At 68.0% G+C, this 24,366-nt stretch carries 17 protein-coding genes; 10 read left to right on the forward strand and 7 right to left on the reverse strand.

The window, feature by feature from the left end; genetic code table 11:
- Positions 1 to 8: 8 nt before the first annotated feature.
- From ACFYRU_RS15815 to ACFYRU_RS15830, 4 genes are read right to left on the reverse strand one after another with little or no spacing between them, the layout of a single operon-like run.
- Positions 9 to 1,007 carry an ABC transporter permease gene (locus tag ACFYRU_RS15815; RefSeq protein ID WP_387658617.1) on the reverse strand — a complete coding sequence of 333 codons (999 nt, stop codon included), beginning with the start codon at positions 1,005 to 1,007 and terminating at the stop codon, positions 9 to 11.
- Positions 1,004 to 2,509 carry a sugar ABC transporter ATP-binding protein gene (locus ACFYRU_RS15820; RefSeq protein ID WP_387658620.1) on the reverse strand — a complete coding sequence of 502 codons (1,506 nt, stop codon included), beginning with the start codon at positions 2,507 to 2,509 and terminating at the stop codon, positions 1,004 to 1,006. Before ACFYRU_RS15820 ends, ACFYRU_RS15815 begins: the two co-directional genes overlap by 4 nt.
- A 3-nt stretch (positions 2,510 to 2,512) precedes the next feature.
- Positions 2,513 to 3,532: a sugar ABC transporter substrate-binding protein gene (locus ACFYRU_RS15825; RefSeq protein WP_387658623.1), complete on the reverse strand. Its 1,020-nt coding sequence runs from the start codon at positions 3,530 to 3,532 to the stop codon at positions 2,513 to 2,515.
- Complete coding sequence (locus ACFYRU_RS15830) at positions 3,529 to 3,885, reverse strand: antibiotic biosynthesis monooxygenase family protein (protein ID WP_387658626.1); 357 nt, start codon at positions 3,883 to 3,885, stop codon at positions 3,529 to 3,531. The genes ACFYRU_RS15825 and ACFYRU_RS15830 overlap by 4 nt, the downstream gene beginning before the upstream one ends.
- A gap of 357 nt (positions 3,886 to 4,242) precedes the next feature.
- Here ACFYRU_RS15830 and ACFYRU_RS15835 point away from each other — a divergent pair, with 357 nt between their 5' ends.
- From ACFYRU_RS15835 to ACFYRU_RS15855, 5 genes are all read left to right on the forward strand, one after another.
- Entirely contained in the window at positions 4,243 to 6,279 is a 2,037-nt protein-coding gene (locus ACFYRU_RS15835) for a hydantoinase/oxoprolinase family protein (RefSeq protein ID WP_387658629.1), read from the forward strand.
- The gene (locus ACFYRU_RS15840) at positions 6,276 to 7,991 is read left to right on the forward strand and encodes a hydantoinase B/oxoprolinase family protein (RefSeq protein ID WP_387658632.1); all 1,716 of its coding nucleotides are present in this window, start codon (positions 6,276 to 6,278) and stop codon (positions 7,989 to 7,991) included. Before ACFYRU_RS15835 ends, ACFYRU_RS15840 begins: the two co-directional genes overlap by 4 nt.
- Positions 7,988 to 9,175 carry an amidohydrolase family protein gene (locus tag ACFYRU_RS15845; RefSeq protein WP_387658635.1) on the forward strand — a complete coding sequence of 396 codons (1,188 nt, stop codon included), beginning with the start codon at positions 7,988 to 7,990 and terminating at the stop codon, positions 9,173 to 9,175. The genes ACFYRU_RS15840 and ACFYRU_RS15845 overlap by 4 nt, the downstream gene beginning before the upstream one ends.
- A gap of 99 nt (positions 9,176 to 9,274) precedes the next feature.
- Positions 9,275 to 11,767, forward strand: coding sequence for a glycosyl hydrolase family 28-related protein (locus ACFYRU_RS15850; protein WP_387658638.1), 2,493 nt, complete (start codon positions 9,275 to 9,277; stop codon positions 11,765 to 11,767).
- Positions 11,768 to 11,800: 33 nt separating this feature from the next.
- The gene (locus ACFYRU_RS15855) at positions 11,801 to 14,203 is read left to right on the forward strand and encodes a glycosyl hydrolase family 28-related protein (RefSeq protein WP_387658641.1); all 2,403 of its coding nucleotides are present in this window, start codon (positions 11,801 to 11,803) and stop codon (positions 14,201 to 14,203) included.
- On the opposite strand, the gene ACFYRU_RS15860 is transcribed toward ACFYRU_RS15855, so the two are convergent.
- Together ACFYRU_RS15860 and ACFYRU_RS15865 are read right to left on the reverse strand one after the other, a co-directional pair.
- Entirely contained in the window at positions 14,149 to 15,186 is a 1,038-nt protein-coding gene (locus ACFYRU_RS15860; RefSeq protein ID WP_387658644.1) for an aldo/keto reductase, read from the reverse strand. The two genes, ACFYRU_RS15855 and ACFYRU_RS15860, sit on opposite strands and share 55 nt — an antisense overlap.
- Entirely contained in the window at positions 15,183 to 16,736 is a 1,554-nt protein-coding gene (locus ACFYRU_RS15865) for a hypothetical protein (protein WP_387658647.1), read from the reverse strand. Before ACFYRU_RS15865 ends, ACFYRU_RS15860 begins: the two co-directional genes overlap by 4 nt.
- Positions 16,737 to 16,835: 99 nt before the next feature.
- Here ACFYRU_RS15865 and ACFYRU_RS15870 point away from each other — a divergent pair, with 99 nt between their 5' ends.
- The 5 genes from ACFYRU_RS15870 to ACFYRU_RS15890 are packed head-to-tail and all read left to right on the forward strand — an operon-like array spanning position 16,836 to position 22,410.
- Positions 16,836 to 17,891, forward strand: coding sequence for an ABC transporter permease (locus ACFYRU_RS15870; RefSeq protein WP_387658650.1), 1,056 nt, complete (start codon positions 16,836 to 16,838; stop codon positions 17,889 to 17,891).
- 25 nt (positions 17,892 to 17,916) lie between these two features.
- Positions 17,917 to 18,786 (forward strand): carbohydrate ABC transporter permease, encoded by an 870-nt coding sequence (locus tag ACFYRU_RS15875; RefSeq protein WP_387658654.1) that lies wholly within the window; start codon positions 17,917 to 17,919, stop codon positions 18,784 to 18,786.
- Positions 18,787 to 18,800: 14 nt separating this feature from the next.
- Complete coding sequence (locus ACFYRU_RS15880; RefSeq protein WP_387658657.1) at positions 18,801 to 20,309, forward strand: DUF3502 domain-containing protein; 1,509 nt, start codon at positions 18,801 to 18,803, stop codon at positions 20,307 to 20,309.
- Entirely contained in the window at positions 20,306 to 21,577 is a 1,272-nt protein-coding gene (locus tag ACFYRU_RS15885) for an amylo-alpha-1,6-glucosidase (RefSeq protein ID WP_387658660.1), read from the forward strand. The genes ACFYRU_RS15880 and ACFYRU_RS15885 overlap by 4 nt, the downstream gene beginning before the upstream one ends.
- Positions 21,577 to 22,410, forward strand: a complete 834-nt coding sequence (locus ACFYRU_RS15890; protein WP_387658663.1) for an amidohydrolase family protein — start codon at positions 21,577 to 21,579, stop codon at positions 22,408 to 22,410. Before ACFYRU_RS15885 ends, ACFYRU_RS15890 begins: the two co-directional genes overlap by 1 nt.
- On the opposite strand, the gene ACFYRU_RS15895 is transcribed toward ACFYRU_RS15890, so the two are convergent.
- Positions 22,383 to 24,326 (reverse strand): hypothetical protein, encoded by a 1,944-nt coding sequence (locus ACFYRU_RS15895; protein ID WP_387658666.1) that lies wholly within the window; start codon positions 24,324 to 24,326, stop codon positions 22,383 to 22,385. The two genes, ACFYRU_RS15890 and ACFYRU_RS15895, sit on opposite strands and share 28 nt — an antisense overlap.
- Positions 24,327 to 24,366: the final 40 nt, after the last annotated feature.

Consider the following 24,366-nt stretch of genomic DNA (forward strand, 5'->3'; position numbering starts at 1 on the left):
ACCTTCCGCTACCGGGACCGTCTGCGCAGCCAACGGTCCGTGGTGACCGCGAACAGGATCAGGCAGCCCTGCAGCACCTGCTGGTAGATCGTGTCCCAGCCGAGCAGGTTGAACCCGTTGCCGATCAGCGTCAGCAGGAACGCGCCGACCACCCCGCGCCAGATCGCGCCCTCACCGCCCAGAATGCTGGTACCACCAATGACCGCGGCCGCGATCGCCGTCAGTTCCGCGCCGGTCGCCATCGTGGACTGGGCCGAACCTGCCCGGGACGCGAGGATCAGCCCGGCCAGCGCCGAGCAGACGCCGCTGATGGCGTACGCCGCGACGTGGATCGAGCCGACCCGGATCCCGGACAGCCGGGCGGCCTCGAGGTTGCCGCCCACGGCGTACACGCGCCGTCCGAAGGTCGTGGTCGCGATCAGCAGGCCGATGGCCAGCACGACCACCACGAACATGACCGTGGCGGAGGTCAGCCCGAAGACCGACGGCCAGGTGAGTGCGCCGAAGTTCTCGGTCTGCGAACCGAGCGGGTACACGATCGCACCCGCGGTCACCACGACGGCCACACCGCGGTAGATGATGCTGGTCGCCAGCGTCGCGATGAACGAGTTGATCCCGCTCCGGACGACGATCATGCCGGTGACGAAACCGAGCAGTGCCCCGGCCAGCACCGCTGCCCCGAAGCCGATCGGCACATTGGTGACCCGCATGATCTCGACGCCGACGATGGCCGCCACGGCGAGTGTCGCGCTGGCGGTGAGGTCGAACACGCCGCTCAGGATGCACACCGTCGCACCCGCGGCGAGCAGGCCCACCACGGTGCACTGGTCGAGCAGGTTGACGAGATTCGATCTGGTCAGGAAGGTGTCGGTACTGAGCGACAACGCGATCACGATCGCGATCAACGCGACCAGGATGCCGTAGTCGCGGACCCGTACCGCCCGCCGCGACGCGGTCGCCTCGACGGACTGGGCGGACTCGGTAGGGGTGGCTGCGTCGACGCTCACGTCGGCTCTCCTTCGTCTCCGAATGCGGCGGCGATCACGACCTCCTTGGCCGTACCGCGCGGGAACTCGCCGACCGGACGCCCGTGCCGGAGAACGAGCACCCGGTGCGAGAGGGCGAGCAACTCCTCGATCTCGGACGAGACGCACACGACGGCCATCCCGTCGCGGGCGAGTTCGGTGATCAGGTGATGGAGGTGACTCTTCGCGGCGATGTCGACGCCCCGGGTGGGTTCGTCGACGAGCAGGATCCGTGGCGAGCACAGCAGCCACTTGGCGAACAGTGCCTTCTGCTGGTTGCCGCCGGACAGCGTCTCGATCGCCGCGTCCAAGGCCTTGGCGCGGATGTCGACGAGCTGGGACACCGCGTCGACGGCGGTCCGCTCGGCCGGGCGCCGTACGACGGGACCGATCCGGCGGCGGGGCAACGACGACAGCGCGACGTTCTCGCTGACCGAGCGTGCCATCACCAGGCCCTGTTCCTTGCGCGACTCCGGCACGAAGGCGATCCCGGCGGCCATCGCCCGCCGCGGCGACAGCCGGGCCAGCGTCGTACCGTCGACCTCGACCGTGCCTTCGGTGGCGTGATCGGCGCCGAACAGGAGTCGCAGGGTCTCGGACCGTCCGCTGCCGACCAGCCCCGCGAGGCCGAGGATCTCTCCGGCGCGGACGTCGAGATCGACGCCTTGCACGAGACCGCGCCGCAGACCACGGGCCGAGAGCACTGTCGGCGCGTCGTCCGGAACTGGATCCGGGGTGCTGTAGAGCATGTCGATCTCGCGGCCCACCATCTGCCGCACCAGCGTGCGTGGCGTCTGGGCGGCGGCCTCGTCGGTGGTGACCAGTCGCCCGTCCCGCAGTACGGTGATCCGATCGGCAACGGCCAGTACCTCGTCGAGGAAGTGCGACACGAGCAGGATCGTCGTACCGCTGTCGGCGAGGCGGCGGATCAGTGCGATCAGGTTGTCCTTCTCGTGCTCGCCCAGGACGGCGGTCGGCTCGTCCATCGCGAGCACACGCGCGCCGCGGGCCAGCGACCTGAGGATCTCGACCTGTTGCTGTACGCCGGTCGGCAGCGTGTCGACCCGGACACGCGGATCGACCTCGAAGCCGGTCAGCTCGATCAGTTCGTCGAACCGCCGCCGGTCGTGAGCGGCCCGCCGGACGCCGGCGGTCTGCGCCCAGCGGCCCAGGAAGACGTTCTCGAGCACGGTCAGCGCCGGAACCAGCGCGCCCTCCTGAGAGATCAGGCTGACGCCCTGGGCGATCGCGTCCCGTGGCCGTCCGAACGTCACCTGCGCACCGTCGAAGGCCAGCGTGCCGTGGTCGGCGCGGACCACGCCGCCGAGGATCTTGAGCAGGGTGCTCTTCCCGGCGCCGTTCTCGCCGACCAGTCCGTGTACCTCGCCCGGCGCGATGTCGAGGTCGACATCGCGCAGGACGGTGACACCGCTGTAGCTCTTGCCGACACCTCGGACCGAGATGCTCGGTGCTGTCGTGGTCATGAATCAGTCCGAGTAGTCGGCGGTGAGGCCCTTCAGCGTTTCCTTGGTGCCGAGGCACTCGAACTTCGTCAGCGCGGTACAGGCCACGGTCGAGGCCGGCACGTCCTGGCCTCTCGCCTTCGCGAGCCCCAGTTCGGCGGCCTTGGCGCCTTCGGACTTCTCCGGTACGTCGTACACGCCGTACCAGGTCCCGTTGTTCACGAAGCCGAACGCCTGCGAGGATCCGCCGTTGCCGACGAAGCCGATCTTCTTGCCTTTGGCAAGCGGTGTGGCGCCTTCGAGTGCCTGCGAGGAACCGATCACCACGTTGACGTCCGGGTGCGACTGCAACAGGTTCTGCATCGCGCCGCGGCCGGTGTCCGGCGTGTAGCCGCCGACGAAGTTCGAGACGACGGTGGCACCGCCGGCCTTGAGTGCGTTGACGGCCGCGTCGGTCCGCGCGGTGTCGAGCGGGTAGTTCGCGAAGCCCTGCAAGTACGCGACTTTGCAGGCGCCGGGCGTTACGGTCTTGCAGGCTTCGAGACCGAGTTTGGCCAGGCCGACACCGTTGACGGTCGGCGGATCGATGATGTTGACAGTGCCGGGGACCTGGGGTTCGGCGGTGTCGAACTTGCCGCCGACCGGGGTGAACTCGACCACCACGACGATGCCGGCCGCGATCGCCTGCTTGATCGGGTTGACCATCGCGACGCCGTCGTTGGCCTGGACGATCACCACGTCGTACCGCTTCGAGGTGACGGCGTCCTGCAGTTGGTTGACCTGGGTGGGACCGTCGAAGTTGGAGTCCAGGAAGGTCGCCGTCGCGTTGTTCGCCGCGGCGGCGGACTGGACCCCGGCCCAGGCAGCCTGCGCGAACGAGTTCGCCTTGGCGAAGCCGAAGAATCCGATCTTCAGTTGCTTGTCGGCGGCAACCGAGGTCGGGGTTCCGCCGGCGTTGCTGGTCGCGGGTTTGCTGCAGGCCGCGATGCTCATCGCGAGCGCGGCGGTCACACCGACCGCCGCGAGTCGGGCAGCTCGTCTCACGGGTGCTCCTCGGGCGTGAAGGGGGCGGAACTGTGGTGGTCAGGTACGAGCTCGAAGAGCGCGCCAACGATCGGCTCGTCCGGTGTCGTGTCGAGTACGGCGGCGAGCTGCTGGGACAACGCAGCCCGCCAGGGATCCGCGACCCAGCGCCGGTAGTCCGCGGCCGTATCCCAGTCGGCGATGACCAGGTGGGTGGCCGGACCGCTCAGCCGGTCATCGCCGACGGCTCGCAGCAGCAAAGCGTCCCGGCACCCCGGGAACCGCCGGGCGCGCGCCAGGATCCCGTGCTCGGCGTAGAGTTCCTCGAGCGCGTCGCTGTCGGCGGCACGAAGAGTGAGCACGCTGCGAACCATCTGGGGGATCATCTGGGCCTCCGGTGGATCCGGGGTGGTCGAGTGGCCAAATGCTGTCGTCGCCCGACGGTGCGCTGCTGTGCGCGGAGCACATCGGCCGCTGCTTTCGCTGTGCATACGGGCTTGCGGCGTCTGATCTGCGCCGATCGGACTGGTTGACACGCCGAATTCGGCTGTGTCACGTTCGTGTCCTCCGCCGCGCCAACCGGCGAGAGGATCATCCGGCTGACCGTCGGCACGCCTTGGGACAACGGGCCTTGCCGTCAGCCGCGTCAACCGCCGTGCCGGGGTCACCGCTGTGCGGTGTTCCTTGCCGCGGCGTGCCCGCGCCTCGCGGACGACCGAAAGGCCTGAACCATGACCAGCATCAGCCGCGTCGCGATCGACGTCGGCGGTACGTTCACCGATGTCGTCGAACTGCTGCCGGCCACCGGTGAGATCCGCTTCGACAAGGTGCCCACGACACCGACTCAGCCCACCGAAGCCGTACTCGACGCGTTCGGCACCACGCGAAGCGGGCTGTCCGAGGTGGCGATGTTCACCCACGGGACGACGCTCGGCCTGAACGCGCTGCTCACCCGCACCGGCGCGCGGACGGCCGTCATCGGCACCGCCGGCTTCCGGGACGTGTACCTGCTCGGCCGTACCGATCGCCGGACCAACTACGACATCACCTATCGCCCACCTCCGTCGCTGGTGGAGCGCTACGACACGTTCGAGGTCCCCGAGCGCAGCCTGTTCGACGGATCGGTACACCGTCCGCTCGACCACGACGCGGCCCGGGCGGTTGCCGCCACGATCGCGGAGCGTGGCTACGACTCGGTGGCGGTCGCGTTCCTGCACGCGTACGCCAACCCGGCGCACGAGCTGCGGATGCGGGAGATCCTCGCGGAGGTTGCGCCGGGGGTCGCGGTGACGTTGTCGCACGAGCTGTCCCGCGAGTACCGCGAGTACGAACGGACCAGCACCGCGGTGCTCGACGCGTACGTGAAACCGATCGTGCGGCGCTACCTGGAGCGGTTGGAAGGTGAACTGCGGGGCGGCGGGTTCGAGGGCAGGTTCCTGATGACGCGCTCCGGCGGCGGCGCGATGACCGCGAGCGTGGCCCGGGAACAGCCGGTGAGCCTGATTCTGTCCGGACCGGCCGGCGGGGTGATCGGCGCGAGTGCCTTCAGCGAACTGATCGGCGAGCCGAACCTGATCACCATCGACATGGGCGGCACCAGTCTCGACGCGTCGCTGGTGGTCGACGGCGTACCTGTTCTGTATCAGGGCGCGGAGTTCGAGCAGTTGCCGATCAACACGCCGTCGCTGTACATCCACACCATCGGTGCCGGTGGCGGTTCGATCGCCTGGCTCGACGATGCGGGTGTCCTGCAGGTGGGTCCGCAGAGCGCGGGCGCGGATCCAGGTCCGGCGTCGTACGGTCGCGGCGGCACGGCGCCGACCTTCACCGACGCGGCGCTGACCGTCGGGTACCTCGGGGCAGCCACTCCGCTCGGCCGCCGGCTCGTCCTCGACGATGCGCTTGCCGTCGCCGCCTTGAAGCCGCTGGCCGGTCAGTTGGAGCTCAGCCCGGCCGCGCTGGCCCGTGGCATCATCCGCATCTCGACGGCGAAGATCACCGGCGCGGTCCGCGCGATCACCGTCGAGGTCGGCCGGGATCCGCAGGACTTCGCGCTGCTGTCGTTCGGTGGTGGCGGCGGCCTGGTCGCGGTCGACGTCGCCCGCGAGTTGTCGATTCCGACGGTGATCGTGCCGCCCGGCCAGGGAGCGTTCTCCGCGTTCGGGATGCTGTTCGCCGATGTCCAGCACGACTTCGCACAGACCTCGGTGATGCCGCTCGCGGACGTGGACGAGGCGCGCCTGGTCCAGGCGTACGACGCGATGTCACTGGAGGCGGCGTCCGCGTTGACCGCCGACGGGTTCGCCCCGTCGGCGCAGGTGATGGCTCGGAGCGTGGACGTCCGCTACTCGGGGCAGGAGCACAGCGTGACGGTGCCTGTCGACGGCGACCTCGCATCCGTCGAGCGGGCGTTCACCGAGCTGCACGAACGGCAGTACGGCCACACGATGTCGGACCCGATCGAGATCACCACGCTGCGGCTGCGAGCGACCGGGCTGGTGGCGAAGCCAAACCTGCCGCGGCTGTCCCGCCGGGCCTCCGGGAGACCGTTGCCTGACGCAACAAGGAATGTATACGTATCCACCGAGCGGCAACAGGAGCCGTACGCGCTGTACTCGCGGGAGACGTTGCTCGCCGGGGACGCGCTCGCCGGACCCGCCGTCATCGCCGAGCACACCGCGACCACCGTCATCCACGCGGGCGATCTGCTCCGGGTCGGCGACCACGGCGAACTGATCATCACTGTCGGAAGGGACGCGATCCGATGAGCGACTCGATCACCATCGAGGTCATCCGGCACGGTCTGCTGGCCGCGGCCGAGGAGATGGCCCGCAACCTGTGCCGGACGGCGTACAACACCGTCGTCTACGAGATTCACGACTACGGCATCGGCATCCACGACGCGCACGGTGACGTGGTGGCCGACGCTCCCGGCATCGCGGTCTTCACCCGTGGCAACGACCACGGCATCAAGGCCGCGAAGGAGTTCCTCGGCGCGGACGCGATGCTGCCCGGTGACGTGTTCCTGCTGAACTACCCGTACTGGTCGTCGGCCCACACCCTCGACCCGCTGGTCTTCGCCCCGATCCATGCCGGCGACGAATTGATCGGCTTCGCGTCGTGCCGGGTCCACGTGCTCGACCTCAAGCAGAAGGACCCCGGGTACGTCCTCGACTCGACGGACATGTACCAGGAGGGGCTGTTCTTCCCGGCGACCAAGCTGTATCGCGAGGGTGTGGCCAACGAGGACATCTTCAACGTGATCCGGTTCAACAGCCGCCTGCCGGAACGGACGATCGGCGACCTGCAGGCGCAGGTGTCCGCGTGTGTGACCGGCGTACGGCGTACGCAGGCGATCGCGGCGAAGTACGGCGTACCGGCCCTGACCGGCGCGATGGAGGCGATCAACGACCACGGCGAACGGCTGGCCCGGCTCGCGCTGGCCAAGCTGCCGAAGGGGACCTGGACCGCGTACGACTTCGTCGACTCCGACGGCGTGGACCTCGATCGGATGGTGAAGCTCAACGTGACCGTCACCGTCACCGACGACGAAATGGTGATCGACTGGACCGGTACCGATCGCGATGTCCGCGGCCCGATCAACCTGCCGGTCGGTCAGACCGCGGCGTTCTGCAGCCTGGTGTTCAAGGCGCTCACCACCCCGGACACACCAGTTGTCGCAGGCAACTTCCGGCCGTTGCGGATCGTCACCGAGCCCGGGTCGGTGGTGCACGCCGTACCGCCGATGCCGACCTTCACGTTGTGGACGGGACTGCTCGGTGGCGAGGTGGTGCTCAAGGCGCTCGCGCAGGGAATGCCCGATCGCGTCCCGGCCTGTTCGGGTGGCGACGTCTGCTCGATGATGGGGCTCGGCATCAACCCGCGGACCGGCGAGCACTGGCTGGAGGCCACCAACGAGGCGGTCGGCTTCGGCGGGCACGCCGGCGGCGACGGCGCGGACGGCATCATGCACCTGACCGAGCCGGGCTGCCGTTCGAACCCGGTCGAGGTACTGGAGACCAAGTCGCCGATGTTCATCGAGTCGTACGGCTACCGGCCGGACACCGGCGGCGCCGGGCGGCATCGGGGCGGCGTCGGAGTCGGGCGTGCCTACCGGTTCACCGCGCCGTCGACCGGGATCTGCCTTGTCTACAAGACGAAAACCAAACCGTGGGCGATCGACGGCGGGCGTGAGGGCGACAACAACCACATCATCCTGAACCCCGGCACCGAACGCGAAGCGGTACAGGGCGGAAGCTACAACCGGCTCGAGGCCGGTGAGGTTCTCGTGAACAACACCGGAGGTGGGGGAGGGTACGGCGATCCGTTCGAACGGGATCCTGAGCGGGTTGCGGCCGACGTACGCAACGGGTTCGTCTCCGTGGCAGCCGCGGAACGGGAGTACGGCGTACTGGTGGATCCGGCGACGTTCGAGGTCGACGCGACGGCGACCGCACGGTTGCGCGAGGATGCGGTATGAGTTTGTCGATTATCAACGGCCTGGTCTTCGACGGTGTCTCGGACGACCTCGTCGACGGGCCCGTACATATCGTGGACGGTCGGATCACAGCCGTCGGTGGTGCGCCACAGCCGGCTGACCAGGTGCTCGACGCACGCGGCCGGACCGTGCTGCCCGGGTTGATCGATGCCCACTGTCACGCGTACGGCATCGACCTCGATCTGCTCAGGATCGAGTCGGTTCCGCTCAGCTACGTGGCTCTGGTCGCGGCGCGGCGGCTGGCCGGGGCGCTGCGGCGGGGCTTCACGACCGTACGGGATCCGGCCGGAGGCGACGCCGGGATCGCGCGGGCCATCGCGGAGGGACTGCTTCCGTCACCGCGGTACCTGTGGACCGGGCCTGGACTCAGCCAGACCGGCGGTCACGGCGACGCGCGGGCAGCCGACAGCGACCTGTGCGGCTGCTCGTCGCACTCGGTCGAGGTCGTCGACGGGGTCGATCCGCTCCGGCGGGCCGTCCGCGACCGGTTCCGCCGCGGCGCCCACGCGATCAAGATCATGGCCTCGGGCGGTGTCGTGTCGCTGACCGATCCGATCCGCGTACCGCAGTACTCGGCCGAGGAGATCCGGGCGGTCACCGACGAGGCGACCCGCCGCGACAGCTACGTCGCGGCACACGCGTACTCGCCGGAGGCGATCCGGCACGCGATCGGCAACGGCGTACGGAGCATCGAGCACGGCAACCTGCTCGACGCCGACACCGCCGAGGCGATGTCGGACGCCGGCGTGTTCCTGGTTCCGACGCTGGCGGCGTACGACGCGATGGACCGCCGCGGCGCCGAACTCGGGATGGCGCCGGTGTCCCGTGCGAAGAACCGGGAGGTCCTCGACGCCGGCCGTACCGCGGTCGAGCTCGCCCGCGCCGCCGGCGTCCGAGTCGGCTTCGGCACCGACCTGATGGGTGTCCTGGAAGACGAACAACTCAACGGTCTACGCCTTCAGGTAGAGGTCGACGGCCCGGCCACCGCCCTCCGCTCCGCCACCTCCGTCAACGCCGACCTCATCCGCCGCCCCGACCTGGGCCGAGTCGCAGAAGGCTGCGTAGCCGACCTCCTGATCATCGACGGCAACCCCCTGGACAACCCGTCCGCACTATGGTCCGACGACCACCGAACAGTCATCCAAGCCGGCACCCTCCTCGATTAGGCGACCACGCCCAGACAGCCGAGGGGAGCACTTGAGTTATGCCTGAATATTGTAGAGCGAGGTATTGAAAGATACATCCCTCGCTCGTACTGTCTTGCCATGTTGCCTCCCCCTGAGAACTCCCGCCCTCCGTCCGCCTCGCAACCTCTCAGCTCGACCCGTCGCCGATTCCTGCAGGCCTCCGCGCTGGTCGTCGGTGCGTCGGCGTTGCCGTTCGTTCGTCCGTCCACGGCGGCGGCTGCCGTCAACACGCCACCGGTTCTGCTCAGTCAGCAGGTCCGCAGCGCCGCTCCTGGTGAGGCGCTGCTGCTGGCCGGCGCGGGGTTCGACAGTGCTGACCTGGTGAGTTTCTGGCCCGTTCCCGACACCGGTTCGATCGGTCCGTCGGGGCCGACGCCGCTTCCGGCCACGCCGCCGACCGGTTCGACCTCGGTGACTCCCAACGCGGTCGACTCCGACGGTGTCGTCGCTGTCCTTCCGAGCGGAATCGGCGACGGCCCGGTAGCGGCGTACGTGTCGTCGGCCGACCACACGACGTGGAGCGCACCGCTGCTGCTCAACTCCTCCCAGGCGTGGTACCTCGACCGCCCGCAGGTCCAGGCAGGTCAGACGGTCACGATCTACGGCCGGGAACTTCGCTCGTCCACGGCTGCCCCCACGGTGTACATCGAGACGGCGGGAACGCTGACGCTCTGCTCGGTGTCCGGTTCGACCAACTACGCGATGGCGTTCACCGTGCCGGCGGGGACGTCGGCCGGTACGCATCGCCTGTACGTGTCGAACGGGCACGGCGGGTCGTACGCCTTCGACAAGTCGCTCGTACTCACGGTGGTCGCTGCCCCGACCGGTACTCCGCTGGCCGTCAACGTGGTGTCGGGCTACGGAGCCGATCCCACCGGCACCGCCGACTCGACGACCAACCTGCAGAACGCGCTGAATGCAGCGGCGGCTTCGAGTACGGGCGCGATCGTCACCGTCCCGGCCGGCACCTACCTGGTCACCGGCAAGCTGACCGTGCCGGCCGGCTCAGGCCCGATCTCGATCGTTGGCAGCACCAGCAGTACGTCCACACTCAAGGTGAACCCGGCCTCCGGCTACTCCGCAAGCGTGCCGACCACCACCGACTTCAGCGCGTCGTACGACGTCTACGGCGTCTCGGCATCGGACGACATCGGCATGCTGTACCTCGCGCCCGGTTCGAACCCCGTGACGGTGGACCATCTGACCTTCGACGCCAACGACCGGCGGATGGTGTGCCTGGAGGTCGACGGACGCGACGGCGTCACGGTGTCGAGCTGCCACTTCGTCAACGCCAACTGGCCTTCCAACATCTTCCTCTACAGCGGCGGCTACAGCATCATCGCGCAGTTCTGCCGCCGGCTCGTGGTCACCGGATCGCAGTTCACCACGGCCAGTGGCATCTTCCTGATCGCCGTGGTCGACGCCCTGATCGACACCAACACGATGGCCCTCGCGTTCCCGCGGGTCAAAGGCACCGATGGCGCGAACCCCAACGGCGTCGACCAGGACGGCATCAAGGTATGGGGTGCGCGGCGAATGACCCTGCGCGGCAACACCTTCGTGCGCGGCTCGGGTGGGTACTACGCCCGCGCGATCCAGCTCGGCGCGCTCAAGGTGCCGTCCGGTGTCTTCGGTGGCACGGAATGCTGCGGCGTCGAGTACTCCTACATCGGCGACAACTATGTCCAGGACTCGGGCGAGCCGTCGCCCGGCGGTCTCGTGCTGGCGTCCAACTGCGGTGAGTCCATCGTCGCCGACCAGTTCAACTCCGTCACGGGTGGACGCGTGGCGCTGACAGTCTCCGCGGCGACGTCGACGACTGTGTCGGTCGGGGGATCTCCGTTCGATGCGTCAAGCACCTCTGCGCTCAACGCGATCGGTGCGGACGTCGTCGTCCTGTCCGGGTCCGGTGTCGGCCAGATCCGTCGCGTCGTTGCGAACACCAGTGGGCAGTTGACCGTCGACAGCCCGTGGGACGTCGTGCCCGGCGCCGGCTCGCTGATCGTGGTGACCGTTCTGAACAAGCGGATCCTCTACTACAACAACAGCGCGATCGCCTGCCCGAAGTACTTGGGTAACTACGGCCCGGGTGCTCTGTGCGTGATGGCAGGTAACACGGTCGACACCACCGGGGCCGTCACTCCCAACCCGGACGATCCTCGAGCCGCGGGGATCGCGGTCACGGGCATCGTCTCGCCGAGCCAGCCGGTGCTGGATGTGAACTTCTTCAACGAACTGATCGACAACACCTTGACGGGCAGCCACGTCTACGCCCAGTACGACGACTTCGTCAACCCGTCCTCCAGCTCGATTCCGGCGGCCCCGCTGCTGCACGGCAACCGCCTGGCCCGGAACTCCGCGGCCGGAACCGACGCGACCGCCGGACTGCTGACTCTCTACCCGCCCTCCGCCGCGAACGTGATGGCCCGGCACACGCTCTGCGTGAAGAACGTCAAGGGCAGCGGCACGACCAAGAACACCAGCATCGGCGATGCCTATTGGGCTCGTTCGGTTTATCAGGGGACTGCTGCCGATCTTACGGACAGCGGCACCGGCACTGTCGTCATCTGATTCCCACTCACCCCTGCACAGCGAGGAGATCGCATGACCAGCAACATCGACGTGGATTCGGGGAGTCGGCCGGGGTTGTCCAGGCGTGGCTTTCTGGGAGCGACCGGCGCGGTCGGTGCGGCGTTGGCGGCCGGGCTCGACTGGTCGCGTCCGGCCGCAGCCGAAGCGACTGTGGACAGCCCTGTCCTGTACCGCCGCCAAGTGCGGACGGCCCGCCCGGGAGAGGCGTTCGTACTCACCGGTTCCGGCTTCGCCGCTGCCGCGCTCGCCATGGCCTGGCCGGTGCCGGCGGGAACCGGCAGCCTGCCGGCGCGCCCGGGGCGCAACTCGCTCGCGCTGCGGGTGGTCGCCGTGACCGCTGACGGCATAGTGCTGCAACTGCCCGCATCGGCCCGTACCGGCGTCTACGCGATCTACGTCTCGTCCGGCGATCACTCGGCCTGGTCAGCGCCGCTGACCGTGAACGAACCCAGCGCCTGGTTCGTCGATCGCCCGACAGCGGTGGCGGGGGAGCAGGTGACTGTGTACGGGGAGCACCTGCGATCGGCCGCTGTCAGCCTGGTCGCCGGTGCGCTCCGGTACGCGTGCACCGTCGTCGAGACCAAGGCGTACAGCATCACGTTCGTCGTACCGCGAGGTGTGACCGGCCCCTGTACGGTGAGCGTCGCCGGGGACCGGGGGACCACGAAGCCGTCGCTCGAGGTGGCGACCCGTCGCCCGTGCCCGACGCGAATCCTCAACGCCGTCAGCGATTTCGGGGCGGACCCGACCGGAGCCGGCGACTCCACGACCGCCCTGCAGGCCGCTCTGACCGCGGCGGCCGCCACCACCGGCGGCGCCGTGGTTCGGCTACCCGCCGGCCTGTACACGATCAGCGCGAAGCTCAGCCTGCCCAACGCGTCCGGCCCAGTGCACGTCGAGGGCGCCGGGCAGGGTAAGAGCACAATCCGGATGAGCGACGCGGTCGAGTTCACCCCGAGCCTGCCGCGACTGAGTCCGACCGACATCTACGGCGTCGGTGCGGGCGATGACTACGGCATGCTCTACCTCGCGCCGGGCGACAGCGCCGTCGAGGTCCGCGGTCTCACATTCGACACCAACCTGCGCCGGGTGGTTGCTCTCGAGCTGGACGGACGAAACAACGTGACCGTCGGCGACGTCGCCGTCGAGAATCCCGAGTACCCGCAAGACGTCTGGCTGTACGTCGGTACCTTCGGCCTGCTCGCGCAGAACCTGCGCAACCTGACAGTCGAAGGCTGCGACTTCCACTGCGGCAACGCCGCGTTCCTCATCGCGGTCAGCGACGTCCGCGTCCAGGACAGCCGGATGAGACTGCTCTATCCACGCACACCGGGTGATGCCGGCAATCCGCAGCATCAGGCCGACAACTCCGGCGTGAAGATCTGGGGCGCACGGCGCATCGTCGTACGCCGCAACACCTTCGTCCGTGGCTCCGACACCTATTACTACGCACGCGCCGTGCAAACCGGTGGTCTGAAGCTGCCGGCCCAGGCGCTCGGCGTGAAAGACGCCGGCGGCGTCGAGGACTGCTACTTCGGCGACAACACGATCCTCAACGCCGGCGAACCCGCCAGCAACTGCGGTGAGGTTCTGGTCGGCGACCAGTTCAACTCGGTACAAGGCGGTCGCCGCTTGCTCACCGTATCGGCGGCCGGGTCGACAACGATCAGTACCACCGACGTCCAGTTCGCCTTGGACGATCCGAGACAGGATCCGCTCGGAGCCATGGTGGTGGTGCTGTCCGGGACCGGAACCGGACAGCTGCGACGGGTCGTCGCGACCACCACCGACACACTCACCCTCGACGAACCATGGGACGTCACTCCCGCCACCGACTCCACCTTCGTCGTGACGGTGCTGCAACAGCATCAGTTGTACGTCGGCAACACCGCGAAGGCCTGTCCCAAGTACATCGGCAACTACGGCCCCAGCGCGCTGTGCGTCGTGGCCGGAAACTCGTTCGACACCACGGGATCGGTGACGGCCAATCCGCCTGCCTTCGATCTGTCGGGGGTCTTGTTCACCGCGATCGTGACCGGCAACAACCCGTCGGCGCTGGACGTCTCGGTGTACAACCAGATCCTGGACAACCAGCTGACGACCGCTGTGTCCGCTTTGGTCTATGACGACTTCTCGTCCTTGACCCTGGACACTCCGGTGCCGCCGATGCTGCGCGGGAACGTTGTCTCCGGCAACGTCAGTACCGGGAACGAGTCGTACGCCGTCCGGCTGGTCACGCCGTACGGCACGCCGAATCCTGGCCGGTCGTTCGCGGAGCTCAACGCCGTCGTCGACAACGTCGCGCCGACCGGCGCGGTCGCGAACGCCGCGCAGGACAGCGTGTGGTTCCACACCGTCTATCAGGGTCCGTCCGGCGGCCTCGTCGACGGAGGTTCGGCGACGATCGTCGTCTGAGGCGGCAGGGGCGTCGCCGGGTCGAGCAGTCCCGCCGCATGCAGGTCACTCCACAGCTGCGGCGGGATCGGCTCGGACAACCCCGCGACGTTCCGTTCGACCTCGGCCGGCGATCGCATGCCGGCCAGGACGGTGATCACCGCCGGGTGGAGCAGCGGAAACTGCAGGGCAGCCGAGACGATGTCCACACCGTGATCGCGGCACACCCGGTTGATCGCCTCGGCGCGGTTGCGAATCGCCGGCGGGGCGGGCGCGTGGTTGTACATCGGCGAGCCCGTTGGGTCGGCCAACAGTCCGCTGTTGAACGCGCCTCCGATCACCACTCGCGTTCCGCGCCGCGCGCAGGCCGGCAGCAGATCGTGCAGCGCGCCCTGCTCGAGGAGCGTGTACCGCCCCGCGAGCAGCACGACGTCGAGCTCGAGCCGATCCACGAAACGGGTCAGGAGCTCGGTGTGGTTCATACCGACCCCGATCGCAGCGATCGCGCCCTCCTTGCGCAGTGCCGCCAGCGCCGGATAGGCGGTGTCGTACACCTCGGACTCGTGCTCGTCCGGGTCGTGCAGATAGACGATGTCGAGGTGATCGAGTCCTGATCTGGTCAGGCTGTCCTCGACCGAGCGTCGGATACCGGCCTCGTGCCAGGCCTCGACCGCAAGCACCCGCGGCGCGCCAGGGAAGGCCGGACGACGGCTCTCGCCGCGCGGCCACGGACGCAGCAGCCGGCCTGCCTTGCTGGAGACCACGATCTCGGCGGGATCGACGTCCACCGAGCGCAGGGCCAGTCCGGTCAAGCTCTCCGCCCGGCCGAGGCCGTACGCAGGCGCAGTGTCGACGTAGCGAACGCCGAGCTCAATGGCCCGCGCTACGGTTGCGACGGCCTCGGCGGGGGAGACGGCCTCGTACAGGTGTCCGAAGGTCGCCGTCCCCAATCCCAGCCGTGGCATCGACAGGCCGGTGTCGCCAAGGCGCTCTTGGCCCGTCACCGGGGCAGGTGACTGGACAACCATTGCACGGTCTCGTCGACCTGGCGGGCATCGAAGGCGTGCCCGACCCCGGCCAGCGTCACGTGGTTCAGCAGCTCGGGCTTGCCGGCCGTTTCGTAGGCCGGCCGGACAGTGTCGACGAAGTCGCTGACCCGGGCGTCCAGGGCGATCGTGTCCTCGGCGCCACCGATCAGCAGCAGCGGACGGGGAGCCAGCAGCTCGGCGTCCTCGGGGGTGATCCGGCCTAGGCGGGCCGCGGCGCTGTCGGCGTACGCCTCGAAGGGTTCCAGGTCGGTGGCGGCGCAGATCGGCATGATCCCGACGCCACAAGCGATGCGGGCATCACCGGCCATCGACAGCAGGACCTGCAATCCGCCCCAGGACTGACCGACGAAGGCCAGCCGCTCCGGGCCGGTGGCGAGACCGAGGCCGAGTACGGCGTCGACCACTGCCGGAGCCAGTACGCGGGACTGCCCGATCAAGGTCGAGGTGTCCGACTCGAGGTCGGCGGTCAGCAGGTCGCCGGTGTCCTCCCAGACCCGCTTGCGGGCACCGTGGGCAGGATTGTCGACGAGCACCACGTGCCGGCCCGCATTGAGCAGGGCAGCAACGATCGACGGCGCGATCCGATCGCCGTCGATGACACCGGACGGCGCCGCGTCCTCCATCGTGGTCCGCATCCCGTTGAAGAACACGCAGACACCGCGCGCCGGATCGCGATCGGCGTGCGACAACACGACGGCCGGCACCGGATCGCCGTCCGCGGGCACGATCGTCAGGTCTTCCCGGTGAGCCCAGGTGCGCCAAGGCGACGCCGGACCCGCAGGCCCGGCCAGCAGCGATGCTTCGCGCACCGCGGCTGTCACGGCCTCGGCCATGATCAGAGCGCTTTGCTCGACGCCTGTGGTCTCCGGGATGCCCACCAGCCAGTCGAACTCGCGGGCCAGACTGCGGATCGGCGCATGGGTCACCGAGACGACCTGCGCCCCGGCGGCCTTGGCGACGTCGAGATGACGGGCCAGTACGGCCTCACCGTCATAGCTGAGGAACACCACGACCGCGCCGGGCGGCAGTCCGGCGGCCCGGCGATGCCAATGTGTCGCCACTGCCGACGACGCCGCGGGAACGGACAGTTCGCGCAGGCCCGTCACCATCAACTCGGCGGCGAATCCCATCTCCGGGGACGCCCAGATCTCGACCGCGGGCGCGGTCCGGATCGCCTGTGCGGCGGAGGCGAGGGCCGCATCCTGTCCGAGCCGGGCCCGGACCACGGCGAGCGGGTCACCGGCCGCCTGGTCCACGGCCGGCGCGGTCTCGCGGTCGGCCCGATCGTTCGCGAAGTCGTGCGCGATCTCGAGCCGGAGCGCCGGATAGCCGTGGAAGCCCAGGCTCCGGGCGAACCGTGACACGGTCGGCTGGGCGACGCCGCAGAGCTCGGCGAACTCGCCGATGGACAGGGCGATCGCCTCGCCGGGATTGGCGAGGATGCGGTCTGCGACCCGCCGTTCGGCGGGCGTGAGGGTGTCGCGAGCAGCCTGAATCCGCTGCATCGCTGCTGAACGAGTGCCGGCTACGGGGGCTTGACGAAGGAGGCTCACCGGATGAATATATCAGTCATTGTCTCTGAAATGTAAATGCTCGGAGGATTCGTGACGAAGCCAACGGTCGGTCTCGACCAGGCGGCAACGGTACCGAGGTCCACGTCCACGCCCCGCACCAGGCGCGCAGCCGAGGCGGCGCAGGCGGCAGCCGACGACGTACCGCCCACCGTCTCGGCGCCCCGCCGCCGGGAGCGGGCCGCCGGTGCGCGCCGTCGCGACCTGACGCTGTTCCTGATCGGCCTGCCGGCCCTGCTGGTGCTCCTGGTCTTCAACTACCTCCCGATGGCGGGCGTGATCGTCGCCTTCAAGGACTACGACCCGACCGAGGGGATCCTGCACAGCAAGTGGATCGGCTGGCAGAACTTCCACTATCTGTGGGCCAACGGCGACGCCTGGCGGGTCACCCGCAACACCGTGCTGATGAACGGGATCTTCATCGTCGCGAACCTCGTGGTGGCGATCGGCCTGGCGCTGCTGTTGAACGAGGTGAAGGACCGCTCGCCGTTCGTCAGCCGGGTGTACCAGTCGGCGATGTTCCTGCCGTTCGTCCTCTCGTACGTGGTGATCACCGGCTTCGTACTGACGTTCCTGAACGCGGACACCGGCATCGTCAACCACCTGCTGCGCAGCGTCGGCGGCGGCGGTGTCGACTGGTACAACTCGCCGAACTGGTGGCCGCTCGTCCTGACCCTGGTCGAGATGTGGAAGGGCGTCGGCTTCTGGGTCGTCGTCTATCTGGCCGGCATCATCTCGATCAGCCCCGAACTCTACGAGGCGGCCGCGATCGACGGCGCCTCCCGTTGGCAGCAGATCCGATCGATCACGCTGCCCCTGCTCAGACCCCTGGTGGTCATCAACGTGCTGCTGGGGCTGAGCCACATCTTCAACGCCGACTTCGGCCTGTTCTTCCAGGTCACCCAGAACAGCCCGACGTTGTATCCCACGACCGACGTGATCGACACGTACGTGTTCCGCTCACTGACCTCGACGGGCGACGTCGGCATGGCGGCGGCCGCCGGGCTCTACCAGGCGTTCGTCGGGTTCGTCCTCGTCGTCGCGGCCAACTGGCTGGTTCGGCGACGCGGTGACGACGCCCTGTTCTGAGCCACAAGACAAAGGGACTTTGCAGATGACTGCACAAAGCAGCGGTCGGTTGTTGGTTCATGGAGCGCTGGCACTGGTGGCCGTCGGTTTCGTGACCCCGCTGGCCATCGTCCTGTCGGCTTCGTTCTCGAGCGAATCGGCGATCAGCGCACACGGCTACTCGGTGGTTCCGCAGCAGTTCAGTACGACGGCGTACAAGTACGTCCTGGGAGATCCGAGCGCGATCATCCAGGCGTACGGGATCTCGATCCTGGTCACCGTCGTCGGCACCAGTTTGTCGTTGACGCTGATGGCGATGCTGGCGTACTCGCTGTCCCGCCCCGAGTACCGCCTCCGGCGGCCGCTGTCGTTCTACGTGCTGTTCACGATGATCTTCAACGGCGGCCTGGTGCCCGCCTACATCCTCATCACCCAGTACCTGCACCTGCAGAACACCCTGCTCGTACTGATCCTGCCGTACCTCGTCACGCCCTGGTACGTGCTGCTGCTGCGGACGTACTTCTCCCAACTGCCGCGCGAGATCATGGACGCCGCCCGCGTGGACGGCGCCGGCGAGTGGCGGATCTTCACCCGGATCGCGCTGCCGCTGTCCAAGCCCGGCCTGGCCACGGTCGGCCTGTTCGTGATGTTGCTGTACTGGAACGACTGGTGGCTCGGGCTGCTGTACATCACCGACGACAGGCTGGTGCCCGTCCAGCTGTACCTGTACCGCATCCTCACCAACATCGACTACGCGGCGTCGAACTCGCAGCTGGCCGGTGTCACCGGCGACATCCCCATCCAGACCGTACGGATGGCCATCGCCGTCCTGGCGATCGGACCCGTGGTGGCCGCCTTCTTCTTCATGCAGCGCTATCTCATCCGCGGCATCACCCTCGGCGGAATCAAAGACTGAAAGAAGGAATCGACATGAACGAGGTCTCCAGGCGAGGGTTCCTCCTCGGCTCGGCCAAGGCCGCCGTCGGCGCGGGGCTGGCCGTCAGCGGGATGCCGTTGCTGAGCGCATGCAGTTCGCCCACCACCGCGAGCAAGCCGTCCCAGCTCGACTACCAGTTCCTCGGCAATCCGAACGAGACCGACGCCGGCGTGGTGTCGAACGCCCTGAACTCGTTGCTGAGCGCACACGGCAAGAAGTTCACCGTGTCCTTGCAAGCGGTCCAGAACTACGACCAGGCGATGGCACTCAAGGCGTCGTCGGGTCAACTCGGCAGCACCTTCTTCACCGCGCCCTGGGCGAACGACTACTACAAGCTGGCGTCGAACAAGAGCCTGCTCGCGCTGGACGATCTGTTGCCGGCCCACGCACCGTCGCTGTGGAAGAGCATGCCCGCGTCGACCTGGGACGCCGTCCGGGTCAAAGGGAAGATCTACGGGATCATCAACCAGCAGCGGTTCCCGAAACTGTGGGGTTTCGTCACCCAGTCGAGCCTGGCGGCCAAGTTCGGATTCGACTCGTCCGCGATCGGCACTTTCGAGGAGCTCGAGCCGTACCTCGCCAAGATCAAGCAGGCCGGCGGCGGGATCACGCCCTGGGCAACGGACAACCAGGGCAACAACGCGGTCTTCTACCCCGAGGTCTACGGCTGGGACCCGGTTGCCGGTTCGTACGGACTGGCCGTGCGGTACGACGACCCGGACCTGAAGGTCTTCAACATGTTCGACACCGACGAGTTCCGCGCGGCGGCGGCCGTCATGCGTCGCTGGCACGAGGCGGGGTACACCGTGTCGTCGCCGTTGTCGGCCGCGGACGCCTCGGCGCAGAACTCCTCCGGGAAGGTCGGTGTGATCGCCGGTCAGCAAGGGCCGAGCAATCCGCAGTACTTCCCGTTCAAGACCGAGGGGAAGTGCCTCGTACGGCAGCCCATCCTCAACACCGACGGTGTCGCGGCGACCTTGAACGGCATCAACGCGAAGCTCACCAACCCGGAGAACGCACTCGAGTTCTTCGAACTGCTCAACACCGACAAGGACTTCTACAACACCCTGTGCTTCGGAGTGAAGGGCACGCACTGGGTGTTCACCGACGAGGCTGCGGGTGTTGTCGGGTTCCCCAAGGGCACCTCGGCCGCCAACAGCAAGTGGAATCCCAACACGGACTGGATGTTCGGCAACCAGTTCAACGCCTACTACCGGGACAGCTACGACGCCAAGCAGAAGCGCTGGCAGGCCGAGGCCGCGGTGAACAAGTCGGCCGTCACGTCGAAGGCGATCGGCTTCGCGATGGACATCAGCCCGGTGAAGACCCAGGTCGCCACCATCTCGGCCGCGATCGGCCAGTACCGCCCGCAGGTCGTCAACGGCCTGGCCGATCCCGGCAAGTCGGTGTCCAACCTGCTCAAGCGGATGGACGGCGCGGGGATGAACAAGCTGATGGCCGAGGCACAGTCCCAACTCGATGCCTTCCGCAACAGTCGATGAGCGGTTTCGATGTCCGGATGGACATGCGCGGATATCTGGCCACACAGACCCGGGATCCGCGGCCACTACCACCGTTTCCACACGGTGCGCGGGCCGACGACGAGCGCGATTTCGTGGCCGCCAAGCTGACCGAGCTCGCCTCCTCGACCCTGCGTACCAGCCCGCAGCTGAATCATCCGTACCTTGCTCCGGGTGCGGTCTACGACTCGGTCTGGACGTGGGACTCCTACTTCACCGGTCTGGCCTTACCGGACGAGCAGGTCGCCCACTTCCAAGGAGCGTTGTGCATCCTGCTGGAAGCCGTCCGCCCCGACGGCAGGGTGCCGAGTCTGGTGGAGCCCGACGGCACAGCCTCGTACGACCACATGGGGCAACCCGTCCACGCCCAATGGGCGCTGGCCGTCGTCCGCCGAACCGGTACGACCGCGTGGCTGCTGCCGTACTGGGACACGCTCGTCTCGATCCGGGATTGGCATGACCGCGAATGCGGATCCCGGCACGGCCTCTACACGTGGACCGACGAGTCGGGTACCGGCATCGACAACGATCCCGCCATCTACGGACGCCCGGGCGGTACGGTCGGCCTGGTCGACATGAACTGTTTCCACGCGCGCGAGTGGAGCGCGATGGCTCAGCTGGCCGACCTGCTCGGGAAACCGGGCGCGCACAGCTATCGCGCCCGCGCCTCCGGTCTCGTCCGGGCCATCAACACGTTCATGTGGGACGCGCGCTCCGGCTCGTACCGCCACCTCGAGCTGAGCCGGCGGCACCGCCCGACTCGCCAGGAGGTGACCTGGGAGGTACCGCTGCTGGTGGGTAGCTGGGGCACGCTGTTTCCGTTGTGGACCGGCGTGGCCGACCCAGGCCTCGCCGATCGGCTCATCCGTGAGCACGTCCTGTCCCCGCAGCGATACCTGTCCGGCTTCGGCATCCGGTCGATGGCGGCGGACGAGCCGATGTACAACAACGAGCCGATGGCCGACCCTTCCAACTGGCAAGGGCCGGTCTGGGGGCTGTCGACGTTCCTGACCTGCTACGGCCTGGCTCGGTACGGCTACCGCGCCGAGGCGGTGGCCGTTGCCCGGCGGCTGGTGAATCTGATGGCCGACGACCTGCGCGCGAACGGCACGGTGCACGAGTACTACCACGCCGAGACCGGACAGCCGCTGTTCAACCCAGGCTTCGTCAGCTGGAACCTGTTCGCGGTCCGGATCCTGGCCGATCTCGACGCGGGGCTGGATCCAACCGCAATCGAACCCGGCTCGTGATGATCGACGCCCATGTTCACGTGTGGAACCCGGCGACGGGCTTCGGTTGGCTGCGCGGCCCGTTGCGCCGATCCTTCGACCTGCACGATCTGCAGACCGAGTGGGCATCGGCCGGGATCGCCGATGTGGCGGCGATCCTCGTCGAGGCGGGTCGCGGTGACGACGCCGAGACGGAGTCGCTGCTGGAGTTGGCCGCGCGCACGTCGGCTGTCGTCGGAGTGGTCGGCTCGGCGCGACTGTCCGACAGCGGTGCTCTCGATCGTCTGCAGGCGATGATCCAATCGCCGAACGGCCGGTGGTTGCGTGGAATCCGCGAACGGCTGGACGGCCCTGGTCTTCCGGATGCGGTTGCGGAGGTCGCCGACGCACTGGCCGACCATGGGCTCGTACTCGAACTCAACGTCGCGACCGACCGGCTTCGCGACGTCGTCGAGATCTGTGCGGCAGCAGGGCCCAGGGTGCCGATCGTGATCGACCACGTCGGTGCTCCACCTGGTTCCCTGACCGGCCGGCGCAGCATCCGCTGGACGGCTGATCTGGCCGAAGTCGCCCGGCATCGGCAGGTCAGCATCAAGCTGAGTGGCCTCGGCACTCAGCTGCGCCGGCTCCGGCCCGATCAGCGTGCCGACCTGATCCGCTTCGCGGTCGGGCTGTTCGGGCCGCAGCGGGCCATGCTCGGTTCCGATTGGCCGGTGTGCACGTTGGTCGGCGACTGGCGCGACGCGGTGGATTCCGTCGTACAGGCCTGCGCGGACCAGCCGGGGGAGGCGATCGAGTGGATCACCGGCAGGACCGCCGCGCTGATCTACCAGTTGAAGCCGTGCGCGGGCTGATTGACGAACAGCTCCAGGCTCAGCCGGACAGTGACCCCGCAGCCCGGCTCCAAACGCACCCGCACCCATCGGCCGTCAACCGTCGACTCCTTGCCCTCGTGAACAACCGTGCCGAAACGGTGTTCGCCGAAGCCGCCGGCCTGGATCACCAGCTCGCGGGCCTCGGACCCGTGCAGGTTCACCAGCTCCACGGTGAGGTGCTCCCGCCCGACCTCGCGGACGAGCGCTCCGACGTCCGGCGGCAGACCGGGACGCCGGCGATCGATGTCGAAGTAGCGGATTCTCGTCATCAGCAGCCCGCCGTTGTAGACGGGCATCGGAGCGCCCATGGTCAGCTGGATGAGCCCCTCGACGGTGATCGGATTGCGTACCTGCAGGTACTGGTCGGCGTACGTCGACCGGTCCTGGCGGTCCGTTCGCTGGTCGTCGAGACGCCGGTGGACCTGCGCCAGGTTCCAGTTCAGGATGTCGACCGGGTACTGCGGGTACTCGCCGCTCAGGTACGCCAGCCACGGATGTTCGTGGCCGGCCTGGTTCTTCCGTACGGTCGACCGCCAGGCAGTCGGGTCCAGGACCGTGCTCGACTCGGGTTTTCCCTTGTGCCGAACGGCGTCCAGGAACGCGCGGTCGTCGTCGCGGTTCGACGAGAACCACAGGTGCGTGGGGCCCTCGGGGTTGACCGGCGCGTAGTCGAACCAGCCCTCGTGCCACAGCAGCGGAGCATCGGCCGTCGCGGGCAGCGGATTGCTGATGTCGTGGCCGCGGAGCCCCTCGACGATCGAGGTGAGTTCGTAGTTGCCCGGGTCGCCGTAGCGGGTCGGCGCATGGACCGTACCCTCGAAGACGATCGCGCGTTGCCGCAGGTACTCGAGCTGCGAACGGGGCAGGTCCAGATACGCCGGATCGCCACTCACCAGGACGGCGTTCTCTCCGGCACAGACGAGGGCCGAGCCCAACGACTCCCAACCGGTCGGCCAGGTCCAGCCGTAATAGCCGCCGTACCACTTGCCGTCCAGGTACTCCCCGACGGTGCCAGAAAGCCCGACGTTGTCGGGGATGACGCCGCCGTTCGAGGCGATGCGATCGAGCCAGGCTCTGCTGTAGGTGGTGATCCAGTCGCGGTACTTGGGATCGCCGGTGAACAGGTACGCGTTGGTCATCAGGCTCGTGATGGCCAAGTTGGCCGGTACGTCGCCGCGCGACTGCCGCCGCTGCATGGTCTCGCCCATGGTGATGGCGTTGTGTTCGTCGCGCAGGTCGACGGGCCGCCGTACGCCGGGCACGTCCTGAAACGGCAGCCCGGCCCACTGCAGATGGTCGAAGTACTTGAACGGCAGGAACTGCGCTCCGGAGAAGTTGCGGAACGCCGGTCCCATGCTGCCGGTGCAGGGCGCCTTCACCAGGTGGAGCTCGGGATCCCAGTTCTGCGCCTGCGGACTCTCGTTCAGGTACAGCCCGGCGAACCGCAGCGCGCGGCTCCGGGTCCGTTCGTCGTCCGGGTCGGCCATCGAGAGGTAGTAGAAGAACGTGTACCCCTCGGACTGATGGAACCAGTCGTAGCCCTGCTCGTACTCGTCGACGACCATCGGATGACCGAAGCCGGTCTGGTAGCGCGCGAACTGCGCGGTGATCGCGTCGAACTGCCGGTGCGAGGCAGCCAGGAAGCGATCGCTGCCACCGAGCAGGTAGAACAGCGGCCAGCTGAAGAAGCTCTCGTAGGCGTCGTCGAGACCGTCCACACCCACATGGTCGTCCGAGGTCGGCCAGTACAGACTCCCGTCGTCGCGGACGTACCGACGCAGTGTCGGCTCCAGGGCGGCGTCCATCGTCGCGATCAGCTGCCGCTCGAGCACCGCCCACGGAGGGGGAACCGCAAAGGGGCTGTCGGCAACGATCAGCGGAACCTGCTCGGTCATGATCCTCCTCGAAGAACGCCGCGCACTGGCACCTTAGAGG

The sequence above is a fragment of the Kribbella sp. NPDC004536 genome (genome assembly GCF_042873835.1).
In the GTDB taxonomy this organism is placed as follows: Bacteria; Actinomycetota; Actinomycetes; order Propionibacteriales; family Kribbellaceae; genus Kribbella.

Coding starts and splice junctions, on each gene's coding strand:
- ACFYRU_RS15820 (WP_387658620.1), bottom strand. CDS start 2,509: ATGACCACGACAGCACCGAGCATCTCGGTCCGAGGTGTCGGCAAGAGC.
- ACFYRU_RS15830 (WP_387658626.1), bottom strand. CDS start 3,885: ATGGTTCGCAGCGTGCTCACTCTTCGTGCCGCCGACAGCGACGCGCTC.
- ACFYRU_RS15835 (WP_387658629.1), top strand. CDS start 4,243: ATGACCAGCATCAGCCGCGTCGCGATCGACGTCGGCGGTACGTTCACC.
- ACFYRU_RS15840 (WP_387658632.1), top strand. CDS start 6,276: ATGAGCGACTCGATCACCATCGAGGTCATCCGGCACGGTCTGCTGGCC.
- ACFYRU_RS15845 (WP_387658635.1), top strand. CDS start 7,988: ATGAGTTTGTCGATTATCAACGGCCTGGTCTTCGACGGTGTCTCGGAC.
- ACFYRU_RS15850 (WP_387658638.1), top strand. CDS start 9,275: ATGTTGCCTCCCCCTGAGAACTCCCGCCCTCCGTCCGCCTCGCAACCT.
- ACFYRU_RS15855 (WP_387658641.1), top strand. CDS start 11,801: ATGACCAGCAACATCGACGTGGATTCGGGGAGTCGGCCGGGGTTGTCC.
- ACFYRU_RS15865 (WP_387658647.1), bottom strand. CDS start 16,736: ATGCAGCGGATTCAGGCTGCTCGCGACACCCTCACGCCCGCCGAACGG.
- ACFYRU_RS15875 (WP_387658654.1), top strand. CDS start 17,917: ATGACTGCACAAAGCAGCGGTCGGTTGTTGGTTCATGGAGCGCTGGCA.
- ACFYRU_RS15880 (WP_387658657.1), top strand. CDS start 18,801: ATGAACGAGGTCTCCAGGCGAGGGTTCCTCCTCGGCTCGGCCAAGGCC.
- ACFYRU_RS15885 (WP_387658660.1), top strand. CDS start 20,306: ATGAGCGGTTTCGATGTCCGGATGGACATGCGCGGATATCTGGCCACA.
- ACFYRU_RS15890 (WP_387658663.1), top strand. CDS start 21,577: ATGATCGACGCCCATGTTCACGTGTGGAACCCGGCGACGGGCTTCGGT.
- ACFYRU_RS15895 (WP_387658666.1), bottom strand. CDS start 24,326: ATGACCGAGCAGGTTCCGCTGATCGTTGCCGACAGCCCCTTTGCGGTT.